General features: G+C 42.2%; 21 protein-coding genes. 4 read left to right on the top strand and 17 right to left on the bottom strand.

Features of this window, described 5'->3' with window-relative positions:
- Positions 1 to 153: 153 nt before the first annotated feature.
- Entirely contained in the window at positions 154 to 1284 is a 1131-nt protein-coding gene (gene dnaJ, locus BCU94_RS17985; RefSeq protein ID WP_102437931.1) for a molecular chaperone DnaJ, read from the bottom strand.
- An 88-nt stretch (positions 1285 to 1372) separates the two neighbouring features.
- A complete protein-coding gene (gene dnaK / locus BCU94_RS17980) occupies positions 1373 to 3292 on the bottom strand; it encodes a molecular chaperone DnaK (RefSeq protein WP_102437933.1) in 1920 nt (639 codons plus the stop codon).
- Positions 3293 to 3582: 290 nt separating this feature from the next.
- Here dnaK and BCU94_RS17975 point away from each other — a divergent pair, with 290 nt between their 5' ends.
- Positions 3583 to 4506 (top strand): DMT family transporter, encoded by a 924-nt coding sequence (locus BCU94_RS17975; RefSeq protein ID WP_102477153.1) that lies wholly within the window; start codon positions 3583 to 3585, stop codon positions 4504 to 4506.
- Positions 4507 to 4652: 146 nt separating this feature from the next.
- Positions 4653 to 4982, top strand: coding sequence for a hypothetical protein (locus BCU94_RS17970; RefSeq protein ID WP_241904024.1), 330 nt, complete (start codon positions 4653 to 4655; stop codon positions 4980 to 4982).
- Positions 4983 to 5165: 183 nt separating this feature from the next.
- Here the strand turns inward: BCU94_RS17970 and BCU94_RS17965 are convergent, their stop codons facing one another.
- The 4 genes from BCU94_RS17965 to BCU94_RS17945 all read right to left on the bottom strand — a co-directional run bounded on the left by BCU94_RS17965 (position 5166) and on the right by BCU94_RS17945 (position 11469).
- Positions 5166 to 6434, bottom strand: coding sequence for a glutamate-5-semialdehyde dehydrogenase (locus BCU94_RS17965; protein WP_102477152.1), 1269 nt, complete (start codon positions 6432 to 6434; stop codon positions 5166 to 5168).
- Between the two features lie 16 nt (positions 6435 to 6450).
- The gene (proB, locus tag BCU94_RS17960) at positions 6451 to 7563 is read right to left on the bottom strand and encodes a glutamate 5-kinase (RefSeq protein WP_102477151.1); all 1113 of its coding nucleotides are present in this window, start codon (positions 7561 to 7563) and stop codon (positions 6451 to 6453) included.
- Positions 7564 to 7807: 244 nt separating this feature from the next.
- Complete coding sequence (locus tag BCU94_RS17955; protein WP_076542805.1) at positions 7808 to 9097, bottom strand: NCS2 family permease; 1290 nt, start codon at positions 9095 to 9097, stop codon at positions 7808 to 7810.
- Between the two features lie 830 nt (positions 9098 to 9927).
- Complete coding sequence (locus BCU94_RS17945; protein WP_102477150.1) at positions 9928 to 11469, bottom strand: leucyl aminopeptidase family protein; 1542 nt, start codon at positions 11467 to 11469, stop codon at positions 9928 to 9930.
- Positions 11470 to 11716: 247 nt separating this feature from the next.
- Here BCU94_RS17945 and BCU94_RS17940 point away from each other — a divergent pair, with 247 nt between their 5' ends.
- Positions 11717 to 13177 carry an aminoacyl-histidine dipeptidase gene (locus tag BCU94_RS17940; protein WP_102477149.1) on the top strand — a complete coding sequence of 487 codons (1461 nt, stop codon included), beginning with the start codon at positions 11717 to 11719 and terminating at the stop codon, positions 13175 to 13177.
- Positions 13178 to 13270: 93 nt separating this feature from the next.
- Here the strand turns inward: BCU94_RS17940 and dinB are convergent, their stop codons facing one another.
- Positions 13271 to 14347: a DNA polymerase IV gene (gene dinB, locus BCU94_RS17935; protein WP_102437949.1), complete on the bottom strand. Its 1077-nt coding sequence runs from the start codon at positions 14345 to 14347 to the stop codon at positions 13271 to 13273.
- Between the two features lie 282 nt (positions 14348 to 14629).
- Between dinB and BCU94_RS17930 the strand changes: the two genes are divergently transcribed.
- Entirely contained in the window at positions 14630 to 16540 is a 1911-nt protein-coding gene (locus BCU94_RS17930; protein ID WP_102477148.1) for a methyl-accepting chemotaxis protein, read from the top strand.
- Positions 16541 to 16651: 111 nt separating this feature from the next.
- Here BCU94_RS17930 and bfr (BCU94_RS17925) read toward each other — a convergent pair whose 3' ends face one another.
- From bfr (BCU94_RS17925) to BCU94_RS17880, 10 genes are all read right to left on the bottom strand, one after another.
- Complete coding sequence (bfr, locus tag BCU94_RS17925) at positions 16652 to 17119, bottom strand: bacterioferritin (RefSeq protein ID WP_102437953.1); 468 nt, start codon at positions 17117 to 17119, stop codon at positions 16652 to 16654.
- A 12-nt stretch (positions 17120 to 17131) separates the two neighbouring features.
- The gene (bfr, locus tag BCU94_RS17920) at positions 17132 to 17602 is read right to left on the bottom strand and encodes a bacterioferritin (protein ID WP_102477147.1); all 471 of its coding nucleotides are present in this window, start codon (positions 17600 to 17602) and stop codon (positions 17132 to 17134) included.
- A gap of 324 nt (positions 17603 to 17926) precedes the next feature.
- A complete protein-coding gene (gene nqrM / locus BCU94_RS17915; protein WP_076542875.1) occupies positions 17927 to 18148 on the bottom strand; it encodes a (Na+)-NQR maturation NqrM in 222 nt (73 codons plus the stop codon).
- 47 nt (positions 18149 to 18195) lie between these two features.
- Entirely contained in the window at positions 18196 to 19194 is a 999-nt protein-coding gene (locus BCU94_RS17910; RefSeq protein WP_241903506.1) for an FAD:protein FMN transferase, read from the bottom strand.
- A 216-nt stretch (positions 19195 to 19410) separates the two neighbouring features.
- Positions 19411 to 20658: an NADH:ubiquinone reductase (Na(+)-transporting) subunit F gene (gene nqrF / locus BCU94_RS17905; protein WP_102437959.1), complete on the bottom strand. Its 1248-nt coding sequence runs from the start codon at positions 20656 to 20658 to the stop codon at positions 19411 to 19413.
- 44 nt (positions 20659 to 20702) lie between these two features.
- The gene (gene nqrE, locus BCU94_RS17900; protein WP_076542779.1) at positions 20703 to 21311 is read right to left on the bottom strand and encodes an NADH:ubiquinone reductase (Na(+)-transporting) subunit E; all 609 of its coding nucleotides are present in this window, start codon (positions 21309 to 21311) and stop codon (positions 20703 to 20705) included.
- Between the two features lie 5 nt (positions 21312 to 21316).
- A complete protein-coding gene (locus tag BCU94_RS17895) occupies positions 21317 to 21949 on the bottom strand; it encodes an NADH:ubiquinone reductase (Na(+)-transporting) subunit D (RefSeq protein WP_076542777.1) in 633 nt (210 codons plus the stop codon).
- Positions 21949 to 22743, bottom strand: coding sequence for a Na(+)-translocating NADH-quinone reductase subunit C (locus BCU94_RS17890; protein WP_102437960.1), 795 nt, complete (start codon positions 22741 to 22743; stop codon positions 21949 to 21951). The genes BCU94_RS17895 and BCU94_RS17890 overlap by 1 nt, the downstream gene beginning before the upstream one ends.
- A complete protein-coding gene (locus BCU94_RS17885; RefSeq protein WP_102437961.1) occupies positions 22733 to 23932 on the bottom strand; it encodes an NADH:ubiquinone reductase (Na(+)-transporting) subunit B in 1200 nt (399 codons plus the stop codon). Before BCU94_RS17885 ends, BCU94_RS17890 begins: the two co-directional genes overlap by 11 nt.
- Positions 23932 to 25266: a Na(+)-translocating NADH-quinone reductase subunit A gene (locus tag BCU94_RS17880; RefSeq protein WP_102437983.1), complete on the bottom strand. Its 1335-nt coding sequence runs from the start codon at positions 25264 to 25266 to the stop codon at positions 23932 to 23934. Before BCU94_RS17880 ends, BCU94_RS17885 begins: the two co-directional genes overlap by 1 nt.
- Positions 25267 to 25488 lie beyond the last annotated feature (222 nt).

Raw genomic sequence — 25488 nt, 5'->3', positions numbered from 1 at the left:
TGCAGTCTACCGCACACTGACGTCATTGTCTTAAGCTGTGTTTGTTTAATAGCCTGCAAAGTGCTTTAAAAACTTGCCAATAAAAAAGGCTAATTACTTTGCAGTAATTAACCTTTTAATCGACTCGCTAATAGCTAAATTTAATAAATAAATTTAGCTATTTAAATCGTGAAAAAACTTTTTTACGCCATCAAAGAACCCTTCAGCTTTAGGGCTGTGCTTCTTTGACTCACCGGTTAAGGTCGCTTCAAACTCACGAAGTAGCTCTTTTTGCTTTTCGTTAAGTTTAACTGGTGTTTCCATGACGACTTTACAAAGTAAGTCACCAACGGCGTGGCTGCGAACCGATTTAACACCTTTACCGCGCAAGCGGAACATACGGCCAGTTTGGCTTTCTGCAGGTATTTTCAAATTCACTTTACCATCAAGTGTTGGCACTTCAATCTCGCCACCTAATGCAGCTTTGCTGAATGAAATTGGCACTTCGCAGTAGAGGTTATTACCATCACGAACAAAAATATTATGTTCACGAACGCTCACCTGTACATATAAGTCACCCGGAGGCGCGCCAAACTCACCCGCTTCACCTTCACCGGTTAAGCGAACACGATCGCCAGTATCAACACCAGCTGGTATTTTAACTGATAAGGTTTTGCTCTTTTCAACACGGCCTTCGCCATGACACTTCTTACAAGGATCTTTAATGATCTTGCCGCGGCCATGACAAGTCGGACACGCCTGCTGAACAGCAAAGAAGCCTTGACGCATTTGTACTTGGCCTTGACCATGACAGGTACCACAAGTGGTTGCTGACGAGCCTTTCTTAGCGCCGCTGCCATCACAGCTATCACACGATGCTAAGGTAGGAATACGTAACTCTTTAGTAAGGCCACGAACCGCTTCTTCAAGTGATAAGTCTAAGTTGTAACGTAAGTCACTACCGCGAGCCGCTTGACGTTGTCCACCGCCACGACGACCGCCGCCAAAGATATCGCCAAACACGTCACCAAAGATATCACCGAAATCACCGCCGCCACCTTGACCGCCGCCACGATTAGGATCAACGCCTGCATGACCAAATTGGTCATAAGCCGCTTTCTTATTCGCGTCAGTTAAAATTTCATAAGCTTCTTTAGCTTCTTTAAAGTTAACTTCAGCTTCTTTGTCGCCTGGGTTACGGTCAGGATGATATTTCATCGCTAGACGCTTATAGGCTTTTTTGATTTCTCGTTCACTGGCATCGCGACCGACACTTAGAACTTCGTAATAATCTCGCTTTGACATAATCTCAGTTTTCTCAAGCAGGTATTGTACGAACGGGCGTTAGAGATTTCTCCCAACGCCCGCCTGAAAGTTAACTAACTAATTTAGCTTACTTTTTGTCGTCTTTTACTTCTTCAAACTCAGCATCAACAACGTCATCTTCAGGCTTAGCTTCTTGCGCATCTTGTGCTGGAGCTTCACCTTGTTGCGCTTGTGCTTTCGCTTGAGCGATTTCCATTAACTTAGCAGACGCTTCCATTAATGCTTGAGTCGCTTTATCAATTGCTTCTTTGTCGTTACCTTTAGTTGCGGTATCAACGTCAGCCATTGCTGCTTCAATTTTCTCTTTTTCTTCAGCTGGTAATGCTTCACCCGCTTCTTCGATTTGCTTCTTAGTTGCGTGAACCATGCCATCAGCTTGGTTACGTGCAGTCACTAGCTCTTCGAATTTAGCATCTTCATCAGCGTGAGCTTCTGCATCACGAACCATTTGCTCTACTTCTTCGTCACTTAGACCTGAGTTAGCTTTAATAGTGATGTTTTGCGCTTTACCGGTTTTCTTATCAGTTGCTGATACGTTTAAGATACCATCAGCATCGATGTCGAAAGATACTTCAACTTGTGGCATGCCACGTGGCGCTGGTTCAATACCTTCTAGGTTGAATTGACCTAGAGATTTGTTGTAGCTAGCTTGCTTACGCTCACCTTGAAGTACGTGAATTGTTACTGCACTTTGGTTATCTTCAGCAGTTGAGAACGTTTGACTCGCTTTAGTCGGGATAGTGGTGTTCTTCTCGATAAGCTTAGTCATTACGCTACCCATGGTTTCGATACCAAATGATAGTGGTGTAACGTCAAGTAGCAATACGTCTTTCACGTCGCCAGAAAGTACACCAGCTTGAATTGCTGCGCCTACGGCTACGGCTTCATCTGGGTTAACGTCTTTACGTGGCTCTTTACCGAAGAAGTCAGTTACTGCAGCCTGTACTTTAGGCATACGAGTTTGACCACCAACTAAAATCACTTCGTTGATGTCTGAAACAGATAAGTCTGCATCAGCTAGCGCAACTTTTAATGGCTCTAAAGAACGTTGGATTAAGTCGTCAACTAAAGACTCTAACTTAGCACGAGTGATTTTAACCACTAAATGCTTAGGACCTGTTGCATCAGCAGTGATGTAAGGCAGGTTAACTTCAGTTTGTGTTGTGCTTGAAAGTTCAATTTTCGCTTTTTCTGCAGCTTCTTTAACACGTTGCATTGCTAGCGGGTCGTTACGTAAGTCTAGACCTTGCTCTTTTTTGAACTCATCAGCTAAATAGTTAATTAGACGGTTATCGAAATCTTCACCACCTAAATGAGTATCACCGTTAGTAGCAAGTACTTCGAAAGTTTGGTCACCATCGTTGCTATCAATTTCAATGATAGAGATATCAAAAGTACCACCACCTAAATCGTATACTGCAACAACGTTGTCGCCTTGTTTTTTGTCGATACCGTAAGCTAGTGCAGCAGCAGTTGGCTCGTTGATGATACGTTTAACATCAAGACCAGCAATACGACCAGCATCTTTAGTTGCTTGACGTTGTGAATCATTAAAGTATGCAGGAACAGTAATAACCGCTTCTGTTACTTCTTCACCCAAGAAATCTTCAGCTGTTTTCTTCATCTTTTTCAAGATTTCAGCAGATACTTGTGGTGGTGCCATTTTCTTGCCGTGAGCTTCAACCCATGCGTCACCATTGTCAGTACCAATGATTTTGAAAGGCATGATGTCAACATCACGTTGAACTTCGTCATCTTTAAAACGACGACCGATTAAACGCTTAATCGCGAAAAAAGTATTTGTTGGGTTTGTAACTGCTTGACGCTTAGCAGGTGAGCCTACTAATGTTTCGTCATCGGTATATGCGATGATAGATGCTGTTGTACGTTCGCCTTCAGCATTCTCGATTACGCGAGCAGTACCGCCATCAAGGACAGCCACACAAGAGTTAGTTGTGCCTAAGTCAATACCAATAATTTTGCCCATGAGGATCTCCGAAATATAAAATTTTAATGTAACTAATTTGATTATGTTTGTTGATATGGGGTCAGGAATTGATTTTTCAAGTCCTAATTTTTGCCTCTCATATCAGCCTTACTGCATATATTGGGACAGCTAACTAAAATACAAGGGCTGATCAAAAAAATTATTAAAAATATCTTAAGTAAATATGCCGTGACCTCATTTTGTATATTGCATACAATCTGTCCATACTTGCTTGCTTTGCTAATCCACCCCTTGGATATTATGCATAATTACTATTATTAGGAATGATTTTGTCAAACACTTCTCTTGCCTATGCCTATGGTTTAGTTGCCGTTTTACTTTGGTCGACAGTCGCGACTGCATTTAAAGTCGCGCTAAGTTTTTATACACCCTTACAATTGGTATTTGTTGCAGTGCTCACCTCTATTATTGCATTGAGTGTGATTATCCTATGGCAAAGAAAGCACACATTAATGCTGCGACAATTTAAACGTCGCCCAGGATTTTATTTGCTTAGCGGTATTCTGAATCCGTTTCTTTATTACTTTGTGCTGTTTGAAGCTTACGATTTGCTTCCAGCTCAACAAGCCTTATCCCTTAATTACACTTGGGCGATTTTATTGCCCATTTTAGCTGTCCCTTTGCTGGGTCATAAGCTCACAAAGGTTGATGCCATTGCCGCGCTGATTGCCTATAGCGGCGTTTACATTATCGCAACCGGCGGCAATATCACCGCATTTAACTTTGATAGCCCTAAAGGGATTGCTTTTGTATTAAGCAGTACGGTGATTTGGTGCTTATATTGGGTAACCAATACCAAGGATGACGGCGATGCCACTGTAAGCTTATTACTTAGCTTTTTAATTGGTTTACCTTTAGTGACTATTGCCATGCTAATCCATCAACCCATAAGCGACTTGAGTTGGCAAGCGCTAACTGCTGGAGTGTATGTGGGGCTATTTGAAATGGGTATCACCTTTGTTTTATGGCTTATGGCACTTAAAAGCACCGAGAAAACCTCTAACATCACCACGCTTGTATTTTTAACCCCTGTGCTGTCTGTTGGGTTTATCGCGCTAATCTTAAAAGAGCAAATCGCCAGCAGTACCTATATTGGTCTATGCTTTATTTTAACGGGGTTAATATTGCAAAAGGTAACCCCACAGCTGTTGAGAAAATCCAGTTTAAAGATCAGCCATAAGCATAATAAGTAGCAGTGGTTAAAGCATTTTACGATATTTAAACGATTAAAATTTAAACTTTATTGTCAACATGGCAGTTAGTTGCTATTAATAAGGTATGCAGTTAATACGGTGTACAAGATACAAAGGATGCTTCAAGGAGGAGATTGGCAATGGGAATGCCGAGATGGAATTTAAGTGACACCACTGAAAATAAAATTCGCAGCTATAGCTTAATGCTTACCGCGGCTATTATGCTTTATGAATATCTCAACGGTGATATCTCAACCCAATACCCCGCCATGTATATATGTATTTTTGTTTTTCCTGCGGTCTACTTCACTAATAGCATACAAGAAAAGTACTTCCCGCTTATCATGGAGTATGTTCAAGCAGCTAGGCTTGTAAGCATATTTATGACGCTGAGCAGCTTTTTGATTTGGTGTTACACCACTTATATACGTTTATCTACTCCTGCGATTTCCAGCCATGGGCTATACCTGCAATAATCCTATAACGGCAATAACCTCTGGCGACAATAACCTCTAGCGGCACATTTCAAAGCTGCTGCTATTTCAGTGCTCAAAAAAACAAAAAAAGCACCGAGGTGCTTTTTAAGTTTTAAGCGCAAATCAAGTCAGTTTGTCACTCACAGCATCGTCAGCTTCAAATCTGGCTTGGGTTAGTTTATTTTAGCTGCGAGAAGTATAATCACCAGTTGCCAACCACTTATAAGTCGTTAGTGCATCAAGAGCCATTGGTCCGCGAGCATGTAGCTTTTGGGTACTGACCGCCACTTCAGCCCCTAAACCAAATTGCGAGCCATCCGTAAAACGGGTGCTGGCATTGACATATACCGCTGCTGAGTCTACTTGATTCATAAAGTGGCAGGTCGCATTAATATCGTCAGATAAAATCGCTTCAGAGTGACCGCTAGAGTGTTGACGAATATGGGTAATCGCTTGGTCAATATCAGTCACAATCTTAACCCCAAGTGTTAATGACAACCACTCAGTACTGAAGGTTTCATCCGTTGCAGGATGAATATCAAACTGACTTGCTGCAAATAACTGCTGCGTTTTTTCACAAGTATAAAAACTCACGCCTAATGCCGACATCTGCGTAAACAAATCTGCTAAAAACTCAGCCGCAACAGCTTCGTGAACCAGTAAGGTATCTAAGGCATTACACACTGTTGGACGCTGCACTTTTGCATTAATGATCACCTCAGCACTGCGAGATAAATCCGCTGATTTATCAAGGTATAAATGACAAATACCAATGCCGCCTAAAATCACCGGAATAGTGGCTTTTTCAGCGCAAAGGCGTTGTAAGGTTTGGCCGCCGCGAGGAATAATCATATCCACATATTGGTCAAGGCGCAGTAAGCCAGTCACTAAGTCGCGATCGGTAGAGTTAATCAGCTGCACAGCATCTTCAGGTAAACCTTGTAATGTCAGCGCTGTGCGGATCACCTCACTTAAAACTTTATTTGAGGTTAAGGTTTCTTTACCGCCACGAAGGATCACTGCATTACCGGTTTTTAGTGCTAGTACGGCAATATCAACAGTGACGTTAGGGCGTGCTTCGTAAATCACCCCAACAACTCCCAGTGGCACTTTGCGTTGAGTTAAACGTAAACCGTTATCTAATAACTGGCTAGCTGATTCACTGCCCACAGGATCGGCAAGATTAATCACATTTTCAATATCAGCAATAATGCCAGCTAATCGCTCGCTATCTAGCAATAATCTATCGATCATCGCATCGGTTAAACCATTGGCTCTTGCTGCCTGCACGTCTTGGTCGTTCGCCGCTAAAATCGCTTCGGTATTTAGCGTTAGTTGCTCGCTAATACAACGAAGCAAAGCGTTTTTGTTTTGGCTCGATAAATTAGCAAGGGCAAAGCTTGCTGCCTTTGCTTGCTTACCTAGCGTGGTTAAATATTGCTGCTGTGACATGTTTTCGTCCTTTAATTTATTCACTATCTAGTACCACCATGTCATTACGATGTATTGCTGCTACGCCGTAATCATAGCCAAGTAATGTTTCAATCTCGTTGGAGTGCTTTCCTGCAATTATCGTTAATGCTTTAGCACAATAACGGCTCATGCCTTTAGCAAGCACGTGACCTGATTTATCGGCAATCAACACAGTTGCGCCACGTTCAAATTGCCCTTCTACGCTGACAATCCCTTTAGGCAATAAGCTGCGACCATTTTCAACGACCGCTTTACAGGCGCCATCATCTAATATCAGCCGCCCTTCTGTTGCAGGGCCAGCTAAAATCCATTGTTTTCGGCTTTCAAGGGGATTTTTAGTGACACTAAAATGAGTGCCGACCGATTCTTTACTGACTACTTGTGAAATCACATTAGGCAAATGACCTGAAGCAATGACCACTTCAACACCTGCTCGCCTAGCCACATCGGCCGCTTCTAACTTAGTCGCCATGCCGCCAGTGCCTAAACCTGAAACAGCGCCACCCGCTAACAAGCGTAAGTTATCATCAATATTGACCACTGAAGTAATTAACTTGGCATCGGGGTTATTGCGTGGATCGGCATCAAATAAGCCGATTTGATCAGTCAATAACACTAATAAGTCAGCATCACATAATAATGCGGCCCTAGCTGATAAATTGTCATTGTCGCCCACTTTAATTTCATTGGTGGCAACGGCATCATTTTCATTAATAATCGGAATAATATTATTATCTAACAATGCATTGAGTGTATCTCGAGCATTTAGATAGCGTTCACGATCATGTAAGTCGGCGCGGGTTAACAATAATTGCCCCACGTGCAAACCATAAATACTGAACAGTTCTGACCAAGCTAAAATAAGCTGACTTTGACCCACGGCGGCTAATAATTGTTTATTGGGCATAGTATCGGGCAATACGGGGTATTGCAGATGTTCGCGACCAGCCGCTATTGCGCCAGATGTGCACAATACAACTTCAATACCTGAACGCACAAGCACAGACATTTGTCTGGCCAGTTCCACCATATGTGCTTTATCGAGCTTGTTACTGCCCGAAGTTAAGACACTGGTACCTAATTTTACGACGACCCGCTTGTAAGTCATGACTGCCTTTTCAAACTCAAAAATATTGACTGAAATATTTTTATACCTAATTCAGCGAATAATTCATAGTAAAGCCCATAATTGAGTAAACAAATACTATATTTATTTGTTATACAGCATAAAAAAGGGCTATGCATTGCATAACCCTTAACAAAAATCACTAATTTATCATTGCTGCTTAATTACAGCTTGATAACCCACACATGAGCTTACCCAGCAGGTGTTATGGCGAGCAAAGCCAAGGTTAACCCCAAATAAACTTAGCTAAAAATAGTGCCGCAATAAACAAGATACCAAGATTTAACTCTTTAAAACGGCCAGTAAGTAGTTTAATCACCGCATAAGAGATAAAACCAAACCCTATGGCATTAGCAATTGAAAAGGTTAATGGCATCAATAAACACACAATGACCACAGGCGCCGCTTCTGTTAAGTCTTCCCACTCAACATTGACTAAGCCAGACATCATCAAAATCGCCACATAAAACAAGGCGCCACTGGTAGCATAAGCGGGTACCATGCCGGCAAGTGGGGCAAAAAATAATGCAGCAATAAACAACAAACCGACGACAACAGCGGTTAAGCCAGTACGGCCACCGGCGCTAACGCCTGCCGTGCTTTCAATATAACTAGTGGTCGTTGATGTTCCTAACGTCGCCCCTGCGATGGTGGCTAAGCTGTCTGCACTTAAGGCGCGTTTCACTCTTGGTAAACGCCCTTGTTCATCTAAAAATCCGCCACGCTGCGCGACTGCAACCAAGGTGCCTGAGGTATCAAATAAATCCACAAACAAGAAGGCAAATATCACTGAAATCATACTGATTTCAAGCACTGCGGATAAATCCATTTTCATGAATGTCGGTGCTATCGATGGTGGCATCGACATAACGCCGTTATAACTCACTTCACCAGCTAACAATGCAATGGCTGTGACAATGAAAATACTTAATATCACCGCCGCTTTGTAGCCACGCTGTACCATAGCAATGATCAAGAAAAACCCCACCGCAGCCATCACAGCTGAGAATGAAGTGATATCCCCCATAGTGACTAATGTTGCCGGACTTGCCACCACAATACCGGCGCTTTTAAGGCCAATAAAGGCCAAGAACAAACCGATACCCGCGGCAATACCTAATCGCAGACTCATTGGAATACTGTTAACTATCCATTCTCTAATTTTCACCAAAGATAAAATTAAGAAACAAATACCAGACATAAATACTGCGCCAAGTGCAGTTTCCCAGCTATAGCCCATTTCGCCGACAACGGTATAAGTGAAGAAAGCATTAAGCCCCATACCCGGCGCTAATGCGATGGGGTAATTGGCCACTAAGCCCATCACTAAACAGCCCACTGCCGCGGCTAAACAAGTGGCCACAAACACTGCACCATGATCCATGCCGGCATCAGCTAACATCATAGGGTTAACAAAAATAATGTAAGCCATGGTGAGAAAGGTAGTGAGACCCGCGACAACTTCTTGTTTTAAATTCGTTTGATTATCTTTGAGTTTAAACAGTTTCTCTAACATGAAGCCTTGTTCCTTGAAAAGGGGGTGTAATTGGCTGCTATAGACGCTACTGGCTAATTACAGTCAAAATCAGAGGTGAATTAATTCGTTCGGATTATAGGTACTTATAAGGTTTATAGCCATGTTAGATAACTAAACACTTATATTCGTATGAAAGACAATTTAACTCAATGAAAAGCCAGTGGTTGATAAATTTCAGGCAAAAAAAATGCCTACTCAAAAGAGTAGGCAGACAAGTTAAAAGTTTTCCGTATGGGGAGAGGAAAACTGCATCACAATTAAGTGATAAAACTTAAAAAGTAAATTGGCAATAGAGAACCAATTTACTTGTTGTCTAAAACCGCCCAAAGGCGACAGAAAAAAGGGTTGATACGGTAACTCAATGAATAAGGAGGGTTAGCCCTTAAACGTCATGGCATAAATGCCAAAAGACAGAACAGCTGGATTTAACCAAGTGCCTTGTCCATAAATAGTATAGCTGTCTGTAGAAGACATAATCATACTCCAAATAAAGTTGCGAAAACCTAGTCTTGCTTGGCTCGGTTCCTTGGAACAAACTTTTCTCAATCCATTGAGACAACTCATCACTCGATTCCTTGGAGACTATATCCATCCTGGATTAACTAGAATTGGAAAGCACCGTCGCTGTCCAACGAGAGGAATAATACCAAAGTGTAATTTTATTACAAGTATTTATTTAATTATTTTATATTTCAATCAAAAAATGAAATAAAAGCACACTTGTATGACAAATTAAGAATTTAGAGTTCTCATTAGCAAACAATCAACCACTAAATAGCACAACATATAGTGGTTGAGCAAAAAACAAACTACACATTGCCGTCCAAAACGCTTTGTAATAAAGTTACCAAAGGCGAGGCTGTGGGTTTCCCATACAAACTATGGCCTTCTGTGGCACTACCGGCAATATCAAGATGCGCAAAAGGCAATGGCATGGCAGAGCCTGTGCCATGTTGGCCCAAGCCTGAAGCATTAATTAAAAATGCTGCGGGATATTGATGGCCTCTGGCAGTAATGGCAGAAGGGCCGTTATTAGATGACAATAACTCCCCTTGGCCAGAGATATTATGTACCTTGGCAAAATCATCATGACGCAAGCTAGATAACTCAAATGGTTCGCCCCATTGCTCAGCAATGCCAGCTAGGGTGTGACCCATACCAGCTTGTTGTGCCACTTTGTTCTCGACTAGTGCGGTATAGCCGCCATAACAGCGCACCACATGGCCGGTTAAGGTTGCCACAGAAAATAGTTGCGGCTTAATTGCTGTCATTGCCTGAAGTCTTAAGTGAGATAATAAGTCTGCCAGCACTAAGCGCCCTTCGGCATCAGTATTACCAATACGCACTCTAACACCGCCATGGCTGGTAATGATTTCATCAGGAACAAAGGCATCGCTGCCAATACTGTTTCGCACCAAACCTAACTCTGCTATCACTCTAATGCCTTTGGGCTTTAAGATAGATAAGGTTTTCATTAAGCCTGCCACCGCTGCAGCGCCGCCTTTATCTCGGCTCATACCCGCCATGCCACCGGCGACTTTAATATCTGCGCCGCCAGTATCGTAAATAACTCCTTTACCAGCAAACAAGTAGGTGCGATCAATGGCGCCCTCTGCCACATATTCCAGTTTAACCACGCGAGGTTGATGCCGAGGCACATTAAATGAGGCTCTCCCTACTGCGCAAAGCAGCGGGTAATCGCGCTCTAACTCTTCACGTTCTTCAATGACTCTGATTGCTAAACCACTGTCTTTTAGCGCCTCAACGCAATAATCAGCAAATGCTGGCGCCGCCATTCTTTCTGGCTCAGTGCCGCATAGATCCCTTGCCAAAATCTTACCGGCTTCGACAGCATTGAGCAGGCCACTGCAATTGTCGCTGCCAAGCAAACCAATGGCGCTAAATGCTGGGGTAATTGCTGTGGCTTCTCGCAGCTCCAGTGATTGCCATAGTTCCTGACCACAGGCAAGTGCAGCAACCTGTTTAGCAAATTGATAGCGCTTATCTTGGCTGGTTTCTACCACCAACAGCGGTTGTTTTGCTCCCGCAGCCTTAGCAATAACAATGCCTTCTCTAGCTGCTTTGGCAAACACACTCACATCACTGTATTCATTAGTGGCATTAACAACTGGGGCGACAATCAGTCTGCCACCCGCAAGTCCGGGCGCCAGTAACAATGTTGCCGACTGACCAATGCGCTGATCGATTTGTTTCGCATGCTTGGCGAGTATTTTTATTTCATCTTGGGCAATGGCGGCTAAATCGGTGGCGACTACCACTACGGCGTCCCAGCCATGGCCTTCAAAAATGGCTTGATCATTTGCTACATCAACGATATTGACTTGAAACATGGGGCATCCTTTTTAAATAGATTGTTATTATTGCTTGCTAATCAGTAATTTCAGGTGCTGAATCACAAATCATAACGACCAATGGTGGTTAAAGTATATAAGCTTAGCTTTACGATAGAGTTAAAATATATTTACAAAAATTAATTTAATCCAGCCTCTCTACTTGCTCTAGGTCACTACTTAGTAACGACAATATGGTAAACTTCAGCGCATCTATTCCCACATTCATAGCATTTAGGGAGTCTTCGTGACCGCCATTAATCAATTATATCCCCAGCCATTATGGCAATGGTTTGAACAAATTTGTGCGATTCCGCATCCATCCAAGTTTGAACAAGCACTTAGTGAACATATCCAGCAATGGGCTAAATCAAAAGGTTTGCCTGTCGTCGAAGATAAAGTCGGTAACTTGATCATTAAAAAGCCAGCGTATGCTGGAATGGAAGAACGCAAGACTGTGGTATTACAAGCCCACATTGATATGGTTCCACAAAAAAATGCCGATAAAGTGCATGATTTTGAAAAAGATCCTATTGAAGCCTATGTAGATGGCGAATGGCTAAAAGCCAAGGGCACCACCTTAGGTGCTGATAACGGTATTGGTATGGCTTCAGCGTTAGCAATTCTTGGCGCTGACGACATTAAACATGGTCCATTAGAAGTGCTGCTTACCATTGATGAAGAAGCGGGCATGACTGGCGCTTTCGGCCTTGAAGCAGGTTACCTTGATGCTGATATTTTAATTAATACTGACTCAGAGCAAGAAGGCGAAATCTACATGGGTTGCGCTGGCGGTGTTGATGCACAGCTAAGCGTTCCTATGTCATGGCAAGCACCTGAGCAAAGCAATGCCAGCTTTAGCTTAACCCTTTCAGGTTTAAAGGGCGGCCATTCAGGCGTCAACATTCATTTAGGTCGCGGCAATGCCAATAAATTATTAGCCCGTTTCTTATTTAGTTATGGTGATGATTTACAAATTGAATTAGTTAACTTCACTGGCGGCTCTTTACGTAATGCTATCCCCCGTGAAGCTAGCATCAACTTTATGCTGCCAAGCGAAAATAAAGCCAAGCTTGAGCAAGCCATTGCTCAATATCAAGCGATTGTTCGTGAAGAGCTGGCAATTGCTGACCCTGACATGTTGCTAACACTTGCAGCCATTGACGCTCCAGCAAAAGTCATGAGTGAAGATGCGCAAAATACCTTAATCGATTTACTGCACGCCTGCCCTAACGGCGTAATGCGTATGAGCGATGAAGTTGAAGGTGTGACTGAAACATCGCTTAACGTCGGAGTGATTAACACTGACAACGAATCTGTTGAAGTGCTATGTCTTATCCGCTCATTGATTGACTCAGGCCGAGTGCAAATTGAAACGCAATTAACGGCATTAGCAAACCTTTCAGGTGCTAGCATTGATCTATCAGGCGCTTACCCTGGTTGGAAGCCTGATAATAGCTCACCAGTGATGGCCATTGTCCGTGAAACGTATAATGATATTTATAAGAAAGACCCGACGATTATGGTTATCCATGCCGGTCTTGAATGTGGACTATTTAAAGAACCATACCCAACCATGGATATGGTCTCTATTGGCCCAACCATTCGTTTCCCACATAGCCCTGACGAAATGGTGAACATCACCACTGTTGGCCAATATTGGGAACTACTGCTTGCGGTACTAGAGCGTATTCCAGCAAAAGGCTGAGCTTTAACTCTCTATTAAATTACGCGCTTAATAAAAAGGCTGCTCTATTCTTGATATAAGAAAAGGCAGCCTTTTTGTTTCTAGCGATAATCACTAGAACTGCAAATCTAATTGCTCGCTATTATCATCTGTAACCACTTCTGGCTGGCTATTATCAGCTAAACCAACACTGACACCGATTAATCTTATACCTCGGCCATTGGCCCGCTCTAGTGCTTGAGTTAACAATGTCTGGAATAAGTTAAGCGACATTTCATCACTGCGATGCTCAATGGTAGTTTGCTTGAAATCGTTAAATTTAAGTTTTACTACCTGTTTATGAATTTGCCGGTCTTTAGCACTGCGATGCACCCGGCTAATAAGCTCTTGGATTAACTGCGGCATGACATTGCTGCATTGCTCTATAGTAAAAATATCTTGGGCTAAGGTGGTCTCAACCCCAACCGACTTTCTGATACGATTTGGGCTTATTTGACGTGTATCGATACCTTGAGTGCGCTCAATTAACACGCGGCCAAATTTACCAAAACCGCTGATGAGCTTGTCACTCGGGTAGCGCTGCACGTCTTCACAGGTTTCAAGCCCGAGCGCTGCAAGCTTAGCCGAGGTTACTTTTCCCACCCCAGGGATTTTACTTAAGGATAATGATTTTATAAACGAAGGGATCTCAGCAGGCGTGATCACATATTGACCATTAGGCTTATTTAAGTCAGAAGCTATTTTAGCTAAAAACTTAATCGGTGCGACTCCCGCGGAAGCGGTAAGCCCGGTTACCGTAAAGATTTCAGCTCTGATCTGCTCAGCAATTAAGGTGGCGCTACCTTTACATGCATCACAATCAGTAACATCAAGATACGCCTCGTCCAATGATAACGGCTCAACTAATTCTGTATAACGATGGAATATTTCACGGATTTGCAGCGAAACCGCTTTGTAAACCTCCATCCTGCCTGGCACCAATATCAAATCTGGGCAGAGTTTTAATGCCTGATAACTCGACATAGCAGAACGAACGCCATATTTACGCGCCTCATAACTACAGGTACTGATAACACCACGGCGATCGCTGCGCCCACCTACAGCAATAGGTTTACCACGCAATTGTGGAAAATCACGCATTTCAACTGCGGCATAATAGCAATCCATATCAATGTGGATAATTTTACGCATGGCGTTTTCATAAAGAAGTCACTGAATGACATCATGATACTGTATATAAAAACAGTGTTCAAATTAAACCTTTATCACAAGTCGCGTTGAAAGCTTCAAATTACAAAATAGCGCTAATTTGCAATACAAATAAATAACAGCAAGAACACTAAACATCAGACGACACAAAAACAAAATCAACATTGCATGATACAAATCACTAACTTTTTTATGATCTTAGGGTATATTTTGATTTATAAGCAGGTACAATCAAACAAAAATAATAATACAATTAGGTGAGTTATGAACAAGTTTGGCTTTAAAGCGAGTTTACTATTTGCGTTAACAATTCTATTAGCTTTCGCCTTGATCATTAGCGGGCTGGTCACTCACCAATTATTAAAACAACAAATAACAGACAAGCTGACAACCGACATCCACCACCAAATAAAAACCAAAGTCAGTGAAATAGAAAACTCATTTAATCGCACCACTTCCGCGGTAACTGAACTCGCGAGTCTATACCGTCATAACAATGTGGATGCCGGCCATGTCGCCATGACTCAATACACAGCCAAATTAGGTGGCGTCTCTAAAGTCATTATGGGGTTTGATGATGGCCAATCCTTTGCCTCTATTGCTTCAGAGTCTTTTCCTGATGGCGTCGGTGTAGTCGATAAATATGATCCCCGCACTCGTCCTTGGTACCAAAACGGCAAACAAAAAAATACCTTGTCCCTCAGCGAAGTGTTTTTTACCCGTACAGACGGTATACCTATGGTCGGGGTTATGCACCCAATTGATGGCGGGATCATCATGGCGGATTTACGTTTTGACTACTTGCAACTGCAACTACAAGCATTAGCAGATATTGAAGGTGCCACTGGCTTTATTATTGATAAAAATGGCTTAGTGTTAGCCTCTAATTCAGCCTTAACTAATCAAAAAGACAATATCAGCAGCAATAGCCAACTAAGCGAGATCTATCAAAGTATTCTCGGTCAGGATAGCTCATGGGCGCTCAGTGATATAAATGACGTTAGCACGATTATTGCTAGTCAAAAAATCCCTTTAATTGATAACAACCAATGGTATGTGATTGTCACCCTCGATGAAGCAACAGCTTTCGCACCGCTTGTTAATGCCACAATAAAACTCAGCGGCATCATATTATTGGTACTTGGCTTATCTGTTGTGGCGTTATTAATACTACTGAATAAGCTCTATCAACCGATTAATGAACTACGTGACTTAGTCACTGGCTTATCTCAAGGTAATGGTGATTTAACCCGTCGTTTGGAAGTCAAAAATGATGACGATATCGGAAAAATTTCCCTCGGAATTAACGCCTTTATTTCACAACTACAAACCATGTTGTTAGCCATCAATAAATCGACAATTAAATTATCTACCGGTATTGATAAGCTGCAGCACTATAGCCAAAACAGCGAACAAATTTTGACAGCCCATACCAATGAAACAACCCAAATTGTGACCGCCATTGAAGAGCTATCAAATACCGCTGTCACTGTGGTTGAGAATACCGAAACCGCAGCCAAGCATACTAATGAGGCTAATATTACTGGCGAGCAATCACTGAAGACCATTAACTTAACCCAAGTGGGTATCCAAGGTTTAGCTGCTGAAATCCATCAAACTGCTGGTAATGTCGAGCACATGAATAATGAAACCAGCAGTATTCAAAGCATTGTTGATGTGATTGGGAGTATTGCAGAGCAAACCAACCTGTTAGCGCTTAATGCCTCGATTGAAGCTGCAAGGGCCGGAGAGCAAGGGCGTGGTTTTGCTGTGGTTGCAGATGAAGTGCGCGCCCTTGCCAGTCGCACCCAAACAAGTACCAGTGAAATTGAAATCGCGCTGGCAAAATTAAAAGCTGAAGCCACTGCGGTGGTGGCGGCCATTGGCAGTACTGAACGAGCCTGCTCAGACACGGTTACTGAGGTCAGTAATACTTCTGATAATTTACAAACCATGAGTACTATTGTTGCTCAAATCAATGCCCTCAATAGCCAGATATCCACTTCAGCAAATGAGCAAAATATTGTTATTCAGGAAATTAATCGAAGCATGCACCAAATTCACGATATGGTTGAAACCTTAAATGATGAAGGCATTATGCAGCGAAATGAAACGGATAATATTGCCACAATCAATGTGGAGCTAACCAATATGATTAATCAGTTCAAACTATAGCGTTACCAATTTATAACGCTTAAAAATCCCATAAAAAAAGCCTAACTCAGTTAGGCTTTTGTTTTGTAGCAAACTCAATGATTACATTTTGTTTTGTAGCAAACTCAATGATTACATTTTGGTTTGCAGATAATTTTGTAAACCAACGCGATCAATTAATCGAATTTGTTTTTCTAACCAATACATGTGATCAGATTCAGTATCATCAAGTAGTACTTCTAAGATTTCACGGGTTTGGAAGTCGCCTTTTACTTCGCATAAAGCGATGACTTCACGTAAATGATCAGCAACTTGATATTCGTAGCTCAAGTCATTTTTAAGCATCTCTTCTACGTCTTTACCGATGTTTAATGCTTCACGACTTGCAACATCTGGCGTGCCTTCCAAGAAAAGAATGCGCTGAACTAACTTAGCAGCATGGGCTTTTTCGTCATCTGACTCATGTAAGATGCGCGTATAAAGCTCATCAAATCCCCAATCTTCGTACATGTGTGCATGTACAAAGTATTGATCCATCGCTGACAACTCACCGGTTAATAATGCATTTAAAGCTGCAATAACTTCTGGATTACCTTTCATGATAATGTCCTATTAATCTTTAATTTGTGATTGAAGATAGTTTTGAATACCGGTTTGGTTAACCAGCTCTTTTTGGGTTTCAATCCAGTCTAGATGCTCTTCTTCATCTTCAAGTAAATCTTCTAATAAATCACGAGTAACGTAATCGCGCTCTGTTTCACAAAGCTTAATCGCCTCTCGTAAAACGACCAACTGCTCGACTACCGCTTGCTGATCACAATCAAACATTTCTTCGCAATGCTCACCAATGCGTAACTTGTCTAATTGTTGAAGGTTAGGTAAACCTTCCAAAAACAATACCCGCTCAATTAACTTGTCTGCATGTTTCATATCTTGAATAGATTTTTTATATTCTTTCTCATTGAGGTTTTCGAGTCCCCAATGCTTGAACATACGCGCGTGAAGAAAATATTGATTAATGGCAGTGAGCTCACATGTCAGTACACGATTAAGCTGACTAATTACTTTTGGATGGCCTTTCATGATTTAGTCCTTAAATGCTAGATTGATCTGGATCAATTTCGACCAGCATAGTACATGTGACTTCAAAAAACAATTCCCCTTTATTATCATAAACTTAGTCATTGATAACTATTATCATTATAACTTAGGTTCTTATCTCGCTTCAGCATTTTCACGTTTGAATATTTCTTAATAGAATCACATCTCTAGCTAATTCTGCTGGTTTTTAATAGTGACAATAATCACACTAGTAAGGGTAAATGTTAGCTGTAATTAGTTTTGTAAATTTTGTAACAGTCGTAAAAAAGCCCACTTGAAAGTGGGCTTAAAGTTAATGCTGGCGCACTAGATAATCCGGTTTTGATTCAGTTTTGCTTCTCTTTCAGCTTCAGCCATGCGGCGTTTGCGTTTATCGCATGGGTCATCACAATCACAAGCTTTCTCAATACCCAAAACACCTAAACCACCACAACTGCCTTCAACCGCCTTGCGCTTCACGATATAGCCCACGGACATTAATAAAAAAAATAATAACAACACCACAAATGCTGCGATAAAAGTACTCATCATATTCTCCAAGCTAAATTGGTCATCAAATAAATCTTTAAATGCCATTAACGAATGTAAGGTGCAAACGACTCACTATAAAATACGTCATAATTATCGTCGTCTTTTTCAATCAGCATAACTGGCAGTTTCTCACGCTCAGCTAACGCTAAAGACTCTTCCGTACCTAATACCATCATTGCAGTTGCATAAGCGTCTGCAGTCATACTACTAGGGTGCAAAACGGTTACTGACGCTAACTTATGCTTTATTGGATAACCGCTTCTAGGGTCAATTAAATGCGAAAAACGCTCGCCGTTTTCTTCATAATAAATTCTGTAATCGCCAGATGTCGCTAGCGCCATATTACCAGGCTCTATCACCTGTTGAATAGCCGCCCCTTGGCTCGAAGGTTTCTCAACTGCAACACGCCATGGGCTGCCGTCATTTTTAACACCTTTAACGCTAATCTCACCACCAATTTCCACTAAGTATCCCTCTACTTGGTATTTATTGAGTAGTGCAGCAATTTTATCGACACCATAGCCTTTAGCAAGGGAAGATAAATCAATGTAGAGATCAGGGCTTAACTTGGTGACAGTTAAATCTTTGACACTAAAACCATGAATATCCGATTTAGCTTTCATCTCGGCAATCGTTTCAGCGCTTGGGATCGCTGTTGGGCGCTTATCAGGACCAAAGCCCCATAGGTTAACTAATGGCCCTAAGGTAATATCCAGCGCGCCTTGAGTCGTGTCGTAAAGGCGTAAGCCTTCATTTAAAACCTTGGCTGTATCCGCTGAAACTTTCAGGCGTTGATTAACACCTAGCTGGTTAAAACGTGATAGTTCTGACTTCGGTCTGTAAGTGGACATTTGATCATTAACTAACTCAAGAGCGATATCAATTTCAGCTTGTAGTAGTTGAGTGGTTGGCAGGCGCTCATTACGTACCACTTTTATATGATAAGTGGTCCCCATGGTATTGCCTGACAGTGACACTATCTTATCTTCAGTTCCACAGCCGACTAAAATCAACAAACCAAAAAATACTGCCAGCGTCTTCATCGAAATTTTTATCATGTAAATGTTCAAATTCTCAATTTTTATATGGTTAATGTTTAAATCATTCTTAGCTAAAGCAACAGTGGCTAAAGCAACAACGACTAAACTACAAAGTCCCTAAAATAAAAATTGCAGCTAGCTTAACAATGGTGACCACCGTGTCAGCTAGCTGCAATTTATGACGTTCAATGTCTTTTGCAAAGGGTTAGCAGTTAGTCACTAACCACCAAAGTCATCGAGTAAGATGTTTTCATCTTCAACGCCTAAGTCTTTAAGCATACCAATTACCGCAGCATTCATCATTGGAGGTCCACACATGTAGAACTCACAATCTTCTGGTGCGTCATGGTCACGTAAGTAGTTTTCGTACAATACGTTATGAATAAAGCCTGTGTAGCCATCCCAGTTATCTTCCGCTTGCGGATCAGATAACGCAACATGCCACTTAAAGTTTTCATTCTCAGCCGCTAAGCCATCGAAATCTTCTACGTAGAACATTTCACGCTTAGAACGAGCACCATACCAAAAACTCATCTTACGTTTAGACTGTAAACGCTTAAGTTGGTCAAAGATATGTGAACGCATTGGCGCCATACCTGCACCACCACCGACAAACACCATTTCAGCATCGGTATCTTTAGCAAAGAACTCACCAAATGGACCAGAAATCGTTACTTTGTCACCTTCTTTGAGGCTCCAAATAAACGATGACATCTTACCGCAAGGTAAAGTTAAGTTTCTTGGCGGCGGCGTAGCGATACGCACGTTCAACATGATGATGCCAAACTCTTCTGGGTAGTTAGCCATTGAGTATGCACGAATAGTTTCTTCATCAACCTTAGATTCTAAGTTGAAGAAACCAAAGTGTTCCCAGTCGCCACGGTATTGCGCTGGTACATCAAAGTCAGCATATTTAACGTGGTGAGCTGGGGCTTCAATTTGAATATAGCCACCCGCGCGGAACGGCACAGACTCACCATCAGGGATTTGCAGCTTAAGCTCTTTAATGAACGTCGCTTTGTTATCGTTAGAGATAACTTCACATTCCCATTTTTTGATGCCGAAAATCTCTTCATCAAGTTCGATTTCCATGTCAGTTTTAACGTTAACCTGACAGGCTAAACGACAACCTTGACGTGCTTCACCTTTGCTTATGTGATCAAGTTCAGTAGGCAGAATATCACCACCACCAGACTTAATGTTTACCCGACACTGACCACATGAGCCACCGCCACCACAAGCACTTGAAACGAAAATACCATTGTTAGCTAGTGCGCCGAGCAGCTTGCTACCAGCACCGGTTTTAATTGCTTTTTCGCTATCATCATTAATTGAGATAGTGATATCACCACTGGCTACTAGTTTAGATTTAGCAAATAAAATCACTAATACTAAAACCAGTACAATCGCGGTAAACATACTCACACCTAGATAAACATCTATCGGAGTAGCTTTAAGAATATCCATTAACTTATCCTTTAAGGTTCAAATTAATACGTCGTACGGGTGTCTTAAAGAGACACACCTGAGAACGACATGAAACCTAGCGCCATTAAGCCAGAAGTGATGAAGGTAATACCTAAACCACGTAGCCCTTTAGGCACATCAGAATACTTCATTTTCTCACGTAGACCGGCAAGCAATACAATTGCTAATGCCCAACCAACACCTGAGCCGATACCGAATACCAAGCTCTCGCCAAGGTTATAATCACGCTCAACCATGAATGAAACCGCACCAAAAATTGCACAGTTAACCGTGATCAATGGTAAGAAAATACCTAATGCGTTGTACAAAGGTGGAAAGTACTTATCTAATGCCATTTCCAGAATCTGTACTAATGCAGCAATAACACCAATAAAGGTAATGAACTTCAAGAAGCTCAAATCTGCATCAGGTACACCGGCCCAAGCTAATGCGCCAGGAGCCAGTAAACCTTGATAGATGATTTGGTTAACAGGCACTGAAATTGCCAGCACCACAATTACCGCAACACCTAGACCCATAGCAGTGGTGACTTTCTTTGATACCGCCAAGAAAGTACACATACCGAGGAAGAAGGCTAACGCCATGTTCTCAATGAAAATCGAACGAATTAACAGACTAATATAATGTTCCATTGCGCCTACCCTTTTGCTTCTACTTGCTCTGGCTTATAAGTACGGATAATCCAGATCAGCATACCGATCAAGAAGAACGCACTTGGAGGAAGAAGTAACAAGCCATTAGGCTGATACCAACCACCGTCAGAGATTTTGCTGAGGATTTCAACGCCGAACAATGAACCATTACCGAGTAGTTCACGGAAGAAACCAACTGATAATAGGATGGCGCCATAGCCTAAGCCATTACCAATACCGTCCATAAAGCTCATCAGAGGCGGCGTTTTCATTGCGTATGCTTCTGCGCGACCCATTACAATACAGTTGGTGATAATCAAGCCAACAAATACTGATAATTGCTTCGCTACGTCATAGGCGTAAGCTTGCAATACTTGGTCTACAACAATTACTAATGAAGCAATAATTGTCATTTGCACAATAATACGAACGCTGCTTGGAATATGATTACGTAGTAACGAAATAAATAAGTTCGAACACGCGGTCACCGCAGTCAATGCTAATGTCATAACAATAGCCGTTTCCATTTTAGCGGTAACAGCCAGTGCACTACATACACCCAGAATTTGCAGAGCAATTGGGTTGTTATTAATGATAGGTCCAGTCAGAACCTGTTTAAGTTCTTTAACGTCAGCCATTAGCCTAGTCCTCCATTGCGTGCTTTTTCGATAAAGCGTGCAAAACCTTCTTCACCTAACCAAAACGTTAGCGAGTACTGAACACCGTTACTGGTCAACGTCGCACCAGATAAGGCATCAACACCGTGAACTGAAGATGCAATTGTCGGGATCTTAGTGACTTGAATAGCTAAGTCGCCATTGTCGTCATAAAGTTTTTTACCTTCCCACTTAGCAATCCACTGAGGGTTTTGAACTTCACCACCTAGGCCCGGTGTTTCACCAGAACCAGTGAAGTCGTAATACACTAAGCTGCGAATGGTATTCATATCCGCTTCAACCGCTAAGAATGCAAACATGGTTGACCATAAACCGTAGCCTTTAACAGGAATAATCACGGTTTGTAGTTCATTGTTGTCATCTTTAACTAGATAAACAACACCTTGATTTGCAACGCGCTTAACAGAGGCAATGTCATTTTCAGGCTTAAAAGACGTTGCAGGCGTACGTGCCGCTTTTTCAACATCAAAAGTATCAGCATCACCTTCAACAAACTCACCGGTTTTTAAATCAACAAGACGAGCTTCAACGTACTTACCATACTTTGCAATAATAACGTCTTTCTCAACTTTGCCAGCTTTAGTATCCACTAAACCTGCCGCTTCAAGAATGTACTTTTGCTTATCTAGCAATTTATTCTCTTGCTGAATTGGCTTAAGTAATACTGCTGCAGTTGATACCAACATTGAGCAGATAAAACACAGGCCGATTACAACAAATAATGTTTTGCCGATTGATTCTTTATTACTGGCCACGAGCAATCCTCCGCTTCACATTTGCTTGAACCACGAAATGGTCAAATAACGGTGCAAATAAGTTAGCAAACAGGATGGCTAACATCATTCCTTCAGGGAACGCTGGGTTAATGACGCGAATAAACACTGCCATTGCACCAATTAAGATACCGTAAGCCCATTTAGCATTGTTAGTGAAAGACGCAGAAACTGGGTCCGTCGCCATAAACATCATACCGAAGGCAAATCCACCTAAAACAAGATGCCAATACCAAGGTGTTGCAAACATTGCATTAGTGTCGCTACCGATAAAGTTAAGTAGGTAAGAAACTGCAATCATGCCCAACATCACACCTGAAATAATACGCCATGAGGCGATACGGGTATAAACGATAACTGCACCACCTAGCAAAATAGCAAAGGTAGAGACTTCACCCACGGAACCTGGAATGAAACCTAAGAAGGCATCCCACCAGTTAGCGCTAGTATATTCAAACGTGCCCTGTGCAGCTTGGCTCAATGCCGTAGCACCAGAGAAACCGTCAGCCACAACCCATGTTGTGTCACCTGACATGCTTAACGGATACGCAAAGAATAAGAATGCACGACCCGCTAACGCTGGGTTTAAGAAGTTACGACCTGTGCCGCCAAACACTTCTTTTGCAACCACAACACCAAAGGTAATACCCAGTGCAACCATCCATAATGGAATAGTTGCTGGTAAGGTCAGCGCAAATAGAATGGAAGTTACAAAGAAACCTTCGTTAACTTCATGGCCACGTACAGACGCGAATAAGACTTCCCAGAAACCACCAACGGCAAAAGTCACCGCATAAATAGGTAGGAACCAACAAGCGCCATACCACATCAGTGCAGGCACACCTGAACTTGCGGTTAATTCAGTACCAAATAGGCTGAATAGGCTGACTTGCCATACATCAGGAGTTGCAAAGCCAGCCATCAGCGCATCTTGAGCTTGCAAGCCAACGTTGTACATACCAAAGAACATTGCCGGGAAAGTACAGGCCCAAACCGTAATCATCATACGTTTTAGATCAAGGCTGTCACGCACGTGCGTGGTGCCTTTGTTTACTTTACCTGGAGTGTAAAACACAGTAGCAGCCGCTTCATAAAGGGCGTACCACTTCTCGTACTTGCCGCCTTTTTCAAATTGCGGTTCAATACGCTCGATAAAATCTTTCAAGCTCATTAGCCTTCCCTCTCGATCGTATCTAAACAATCACGCAGATATGATGCATAGTCATACTTGCCTGGACATACGAAGGTACACAATGCCAAATCTTCTTCATCTAGCTCTAGTGCGCCCAGTGCAGCAGCACCGTCATAATCACCAGAAACAAGATCGCGAAGTAACATTGTCGGTAAGATATCTAATGGAACAACACGTTCATAGTTACCAATTGGCACCATGGCACGATCTGAACCACCCGTAGTTGTGGTCATATTGAACAGACCTGTACGGTTTAAGTGACCTAAGAATGCGCGAGTGATAGAGAACTTATCAGCACCAGGCATAGCCCAACCAAATAATTCTTTTTCATTGCCTTCTTTCAACAAGCTAAGTTGTTGATGATAGCGACCTAAATAGCCATGAGGACCCGCCGCTTGGCGCCCGCTTAATACTGAACCTGAGATAACTCGAACATTGTCAGTTTCAATTTCTCCAGCAGTTAATTCAACAGTGCTAGCACCTAATACTGTACGAACTAAACGTGGGTTTTTAGCTTCAGGGCCAGTAATCGCAATAACACGTTGAGTGTTAAGTTCACCTTGAGTGAATAATTGACCAACAGCAATCACGTCTTGGTAGCCAATATGCCAAACCGTACGTGTTGCAGAAGCAGGAAGAAGATGATGAATGTGAGTGCCCACTAGGCCAGCAGGATGTATACCTGCAAACTCTTCAACTTGAGCATTGCCAGAAGGGATATCAGCACCAGGCGCTTTAGCAAGGAAAAGTTTGCCTTCTGTTAATTTCGCTAGTAGCGTCAAGCCGTTAGCAAAATCATCTTTATGCTCAGCAATCACTACAGCAGGATCTGCAGCAAGTGGTTGAGTATCAATTGCGGTGACGAAAATACCAGCAGCGACTGAATCAACAGCAGGTACTTTACTGAAAGGGCGAGTTCGTAAAGCTGTCCAAAGACCTGATTCAATCAAGTTTTCTCTGACAACGTTAGCATCTAACGTGTTAAGTTCATCAGCACTATATTGAGTAAAGCTGACTTTATCATCACCTTCAACGCCAATAACCACTGACTGAAGTACACGTTTCGCACCCCGGTTAATTTCTAATACAGTACCACTAGCTAAAGCAGTATATTTAACGCCAAGGTTCTTTTTATCTTCAAAAATCACCTGACCTTTCAAGACTTTTTCGCCAACCTTGATTTTCATCGTTGGACGTAAGCCAATATACTCTTCACCCAAAGTCGCTACGTTCTTAATGGCTGGGCCATTATGGATAACTTGCTCAGGGCCACCTGCTAGAGGTAGTTCCAATCCTTTCTTTATTGTAATCATATCCACAAGCACTACGTTTGAAGGAAAGACAATGCGCCGCGTTCCTACCCAAAAGAAAACAAAGTGTTAACAAACACTTCAGTGTTGAGCTAGCGCAGATTTATCACGGAAATGCGATCGCAATCACGCTGGTCGCGCGCATTTTACCCCAAAATGTGCGCTATCGCCACGAAAAAAACCAGTGATTGAATTTTTAGATTGTTCATTTTTAAACAATTCACT

Source organism: Shewanella sp. 10N.286.52.C2 (genome assembly GCF_002874545.1).
GTDB lineage: Bacteria > Pseudomonadota > Gammaproteobacteria > Enterobacterales > Shewanellaceae > Shewanella.
The sequence above is the reverse complement of the archived record's forward strand: the minus strand, read 5'-3'. Positions and strand labels throughout refer to the sequence as shown.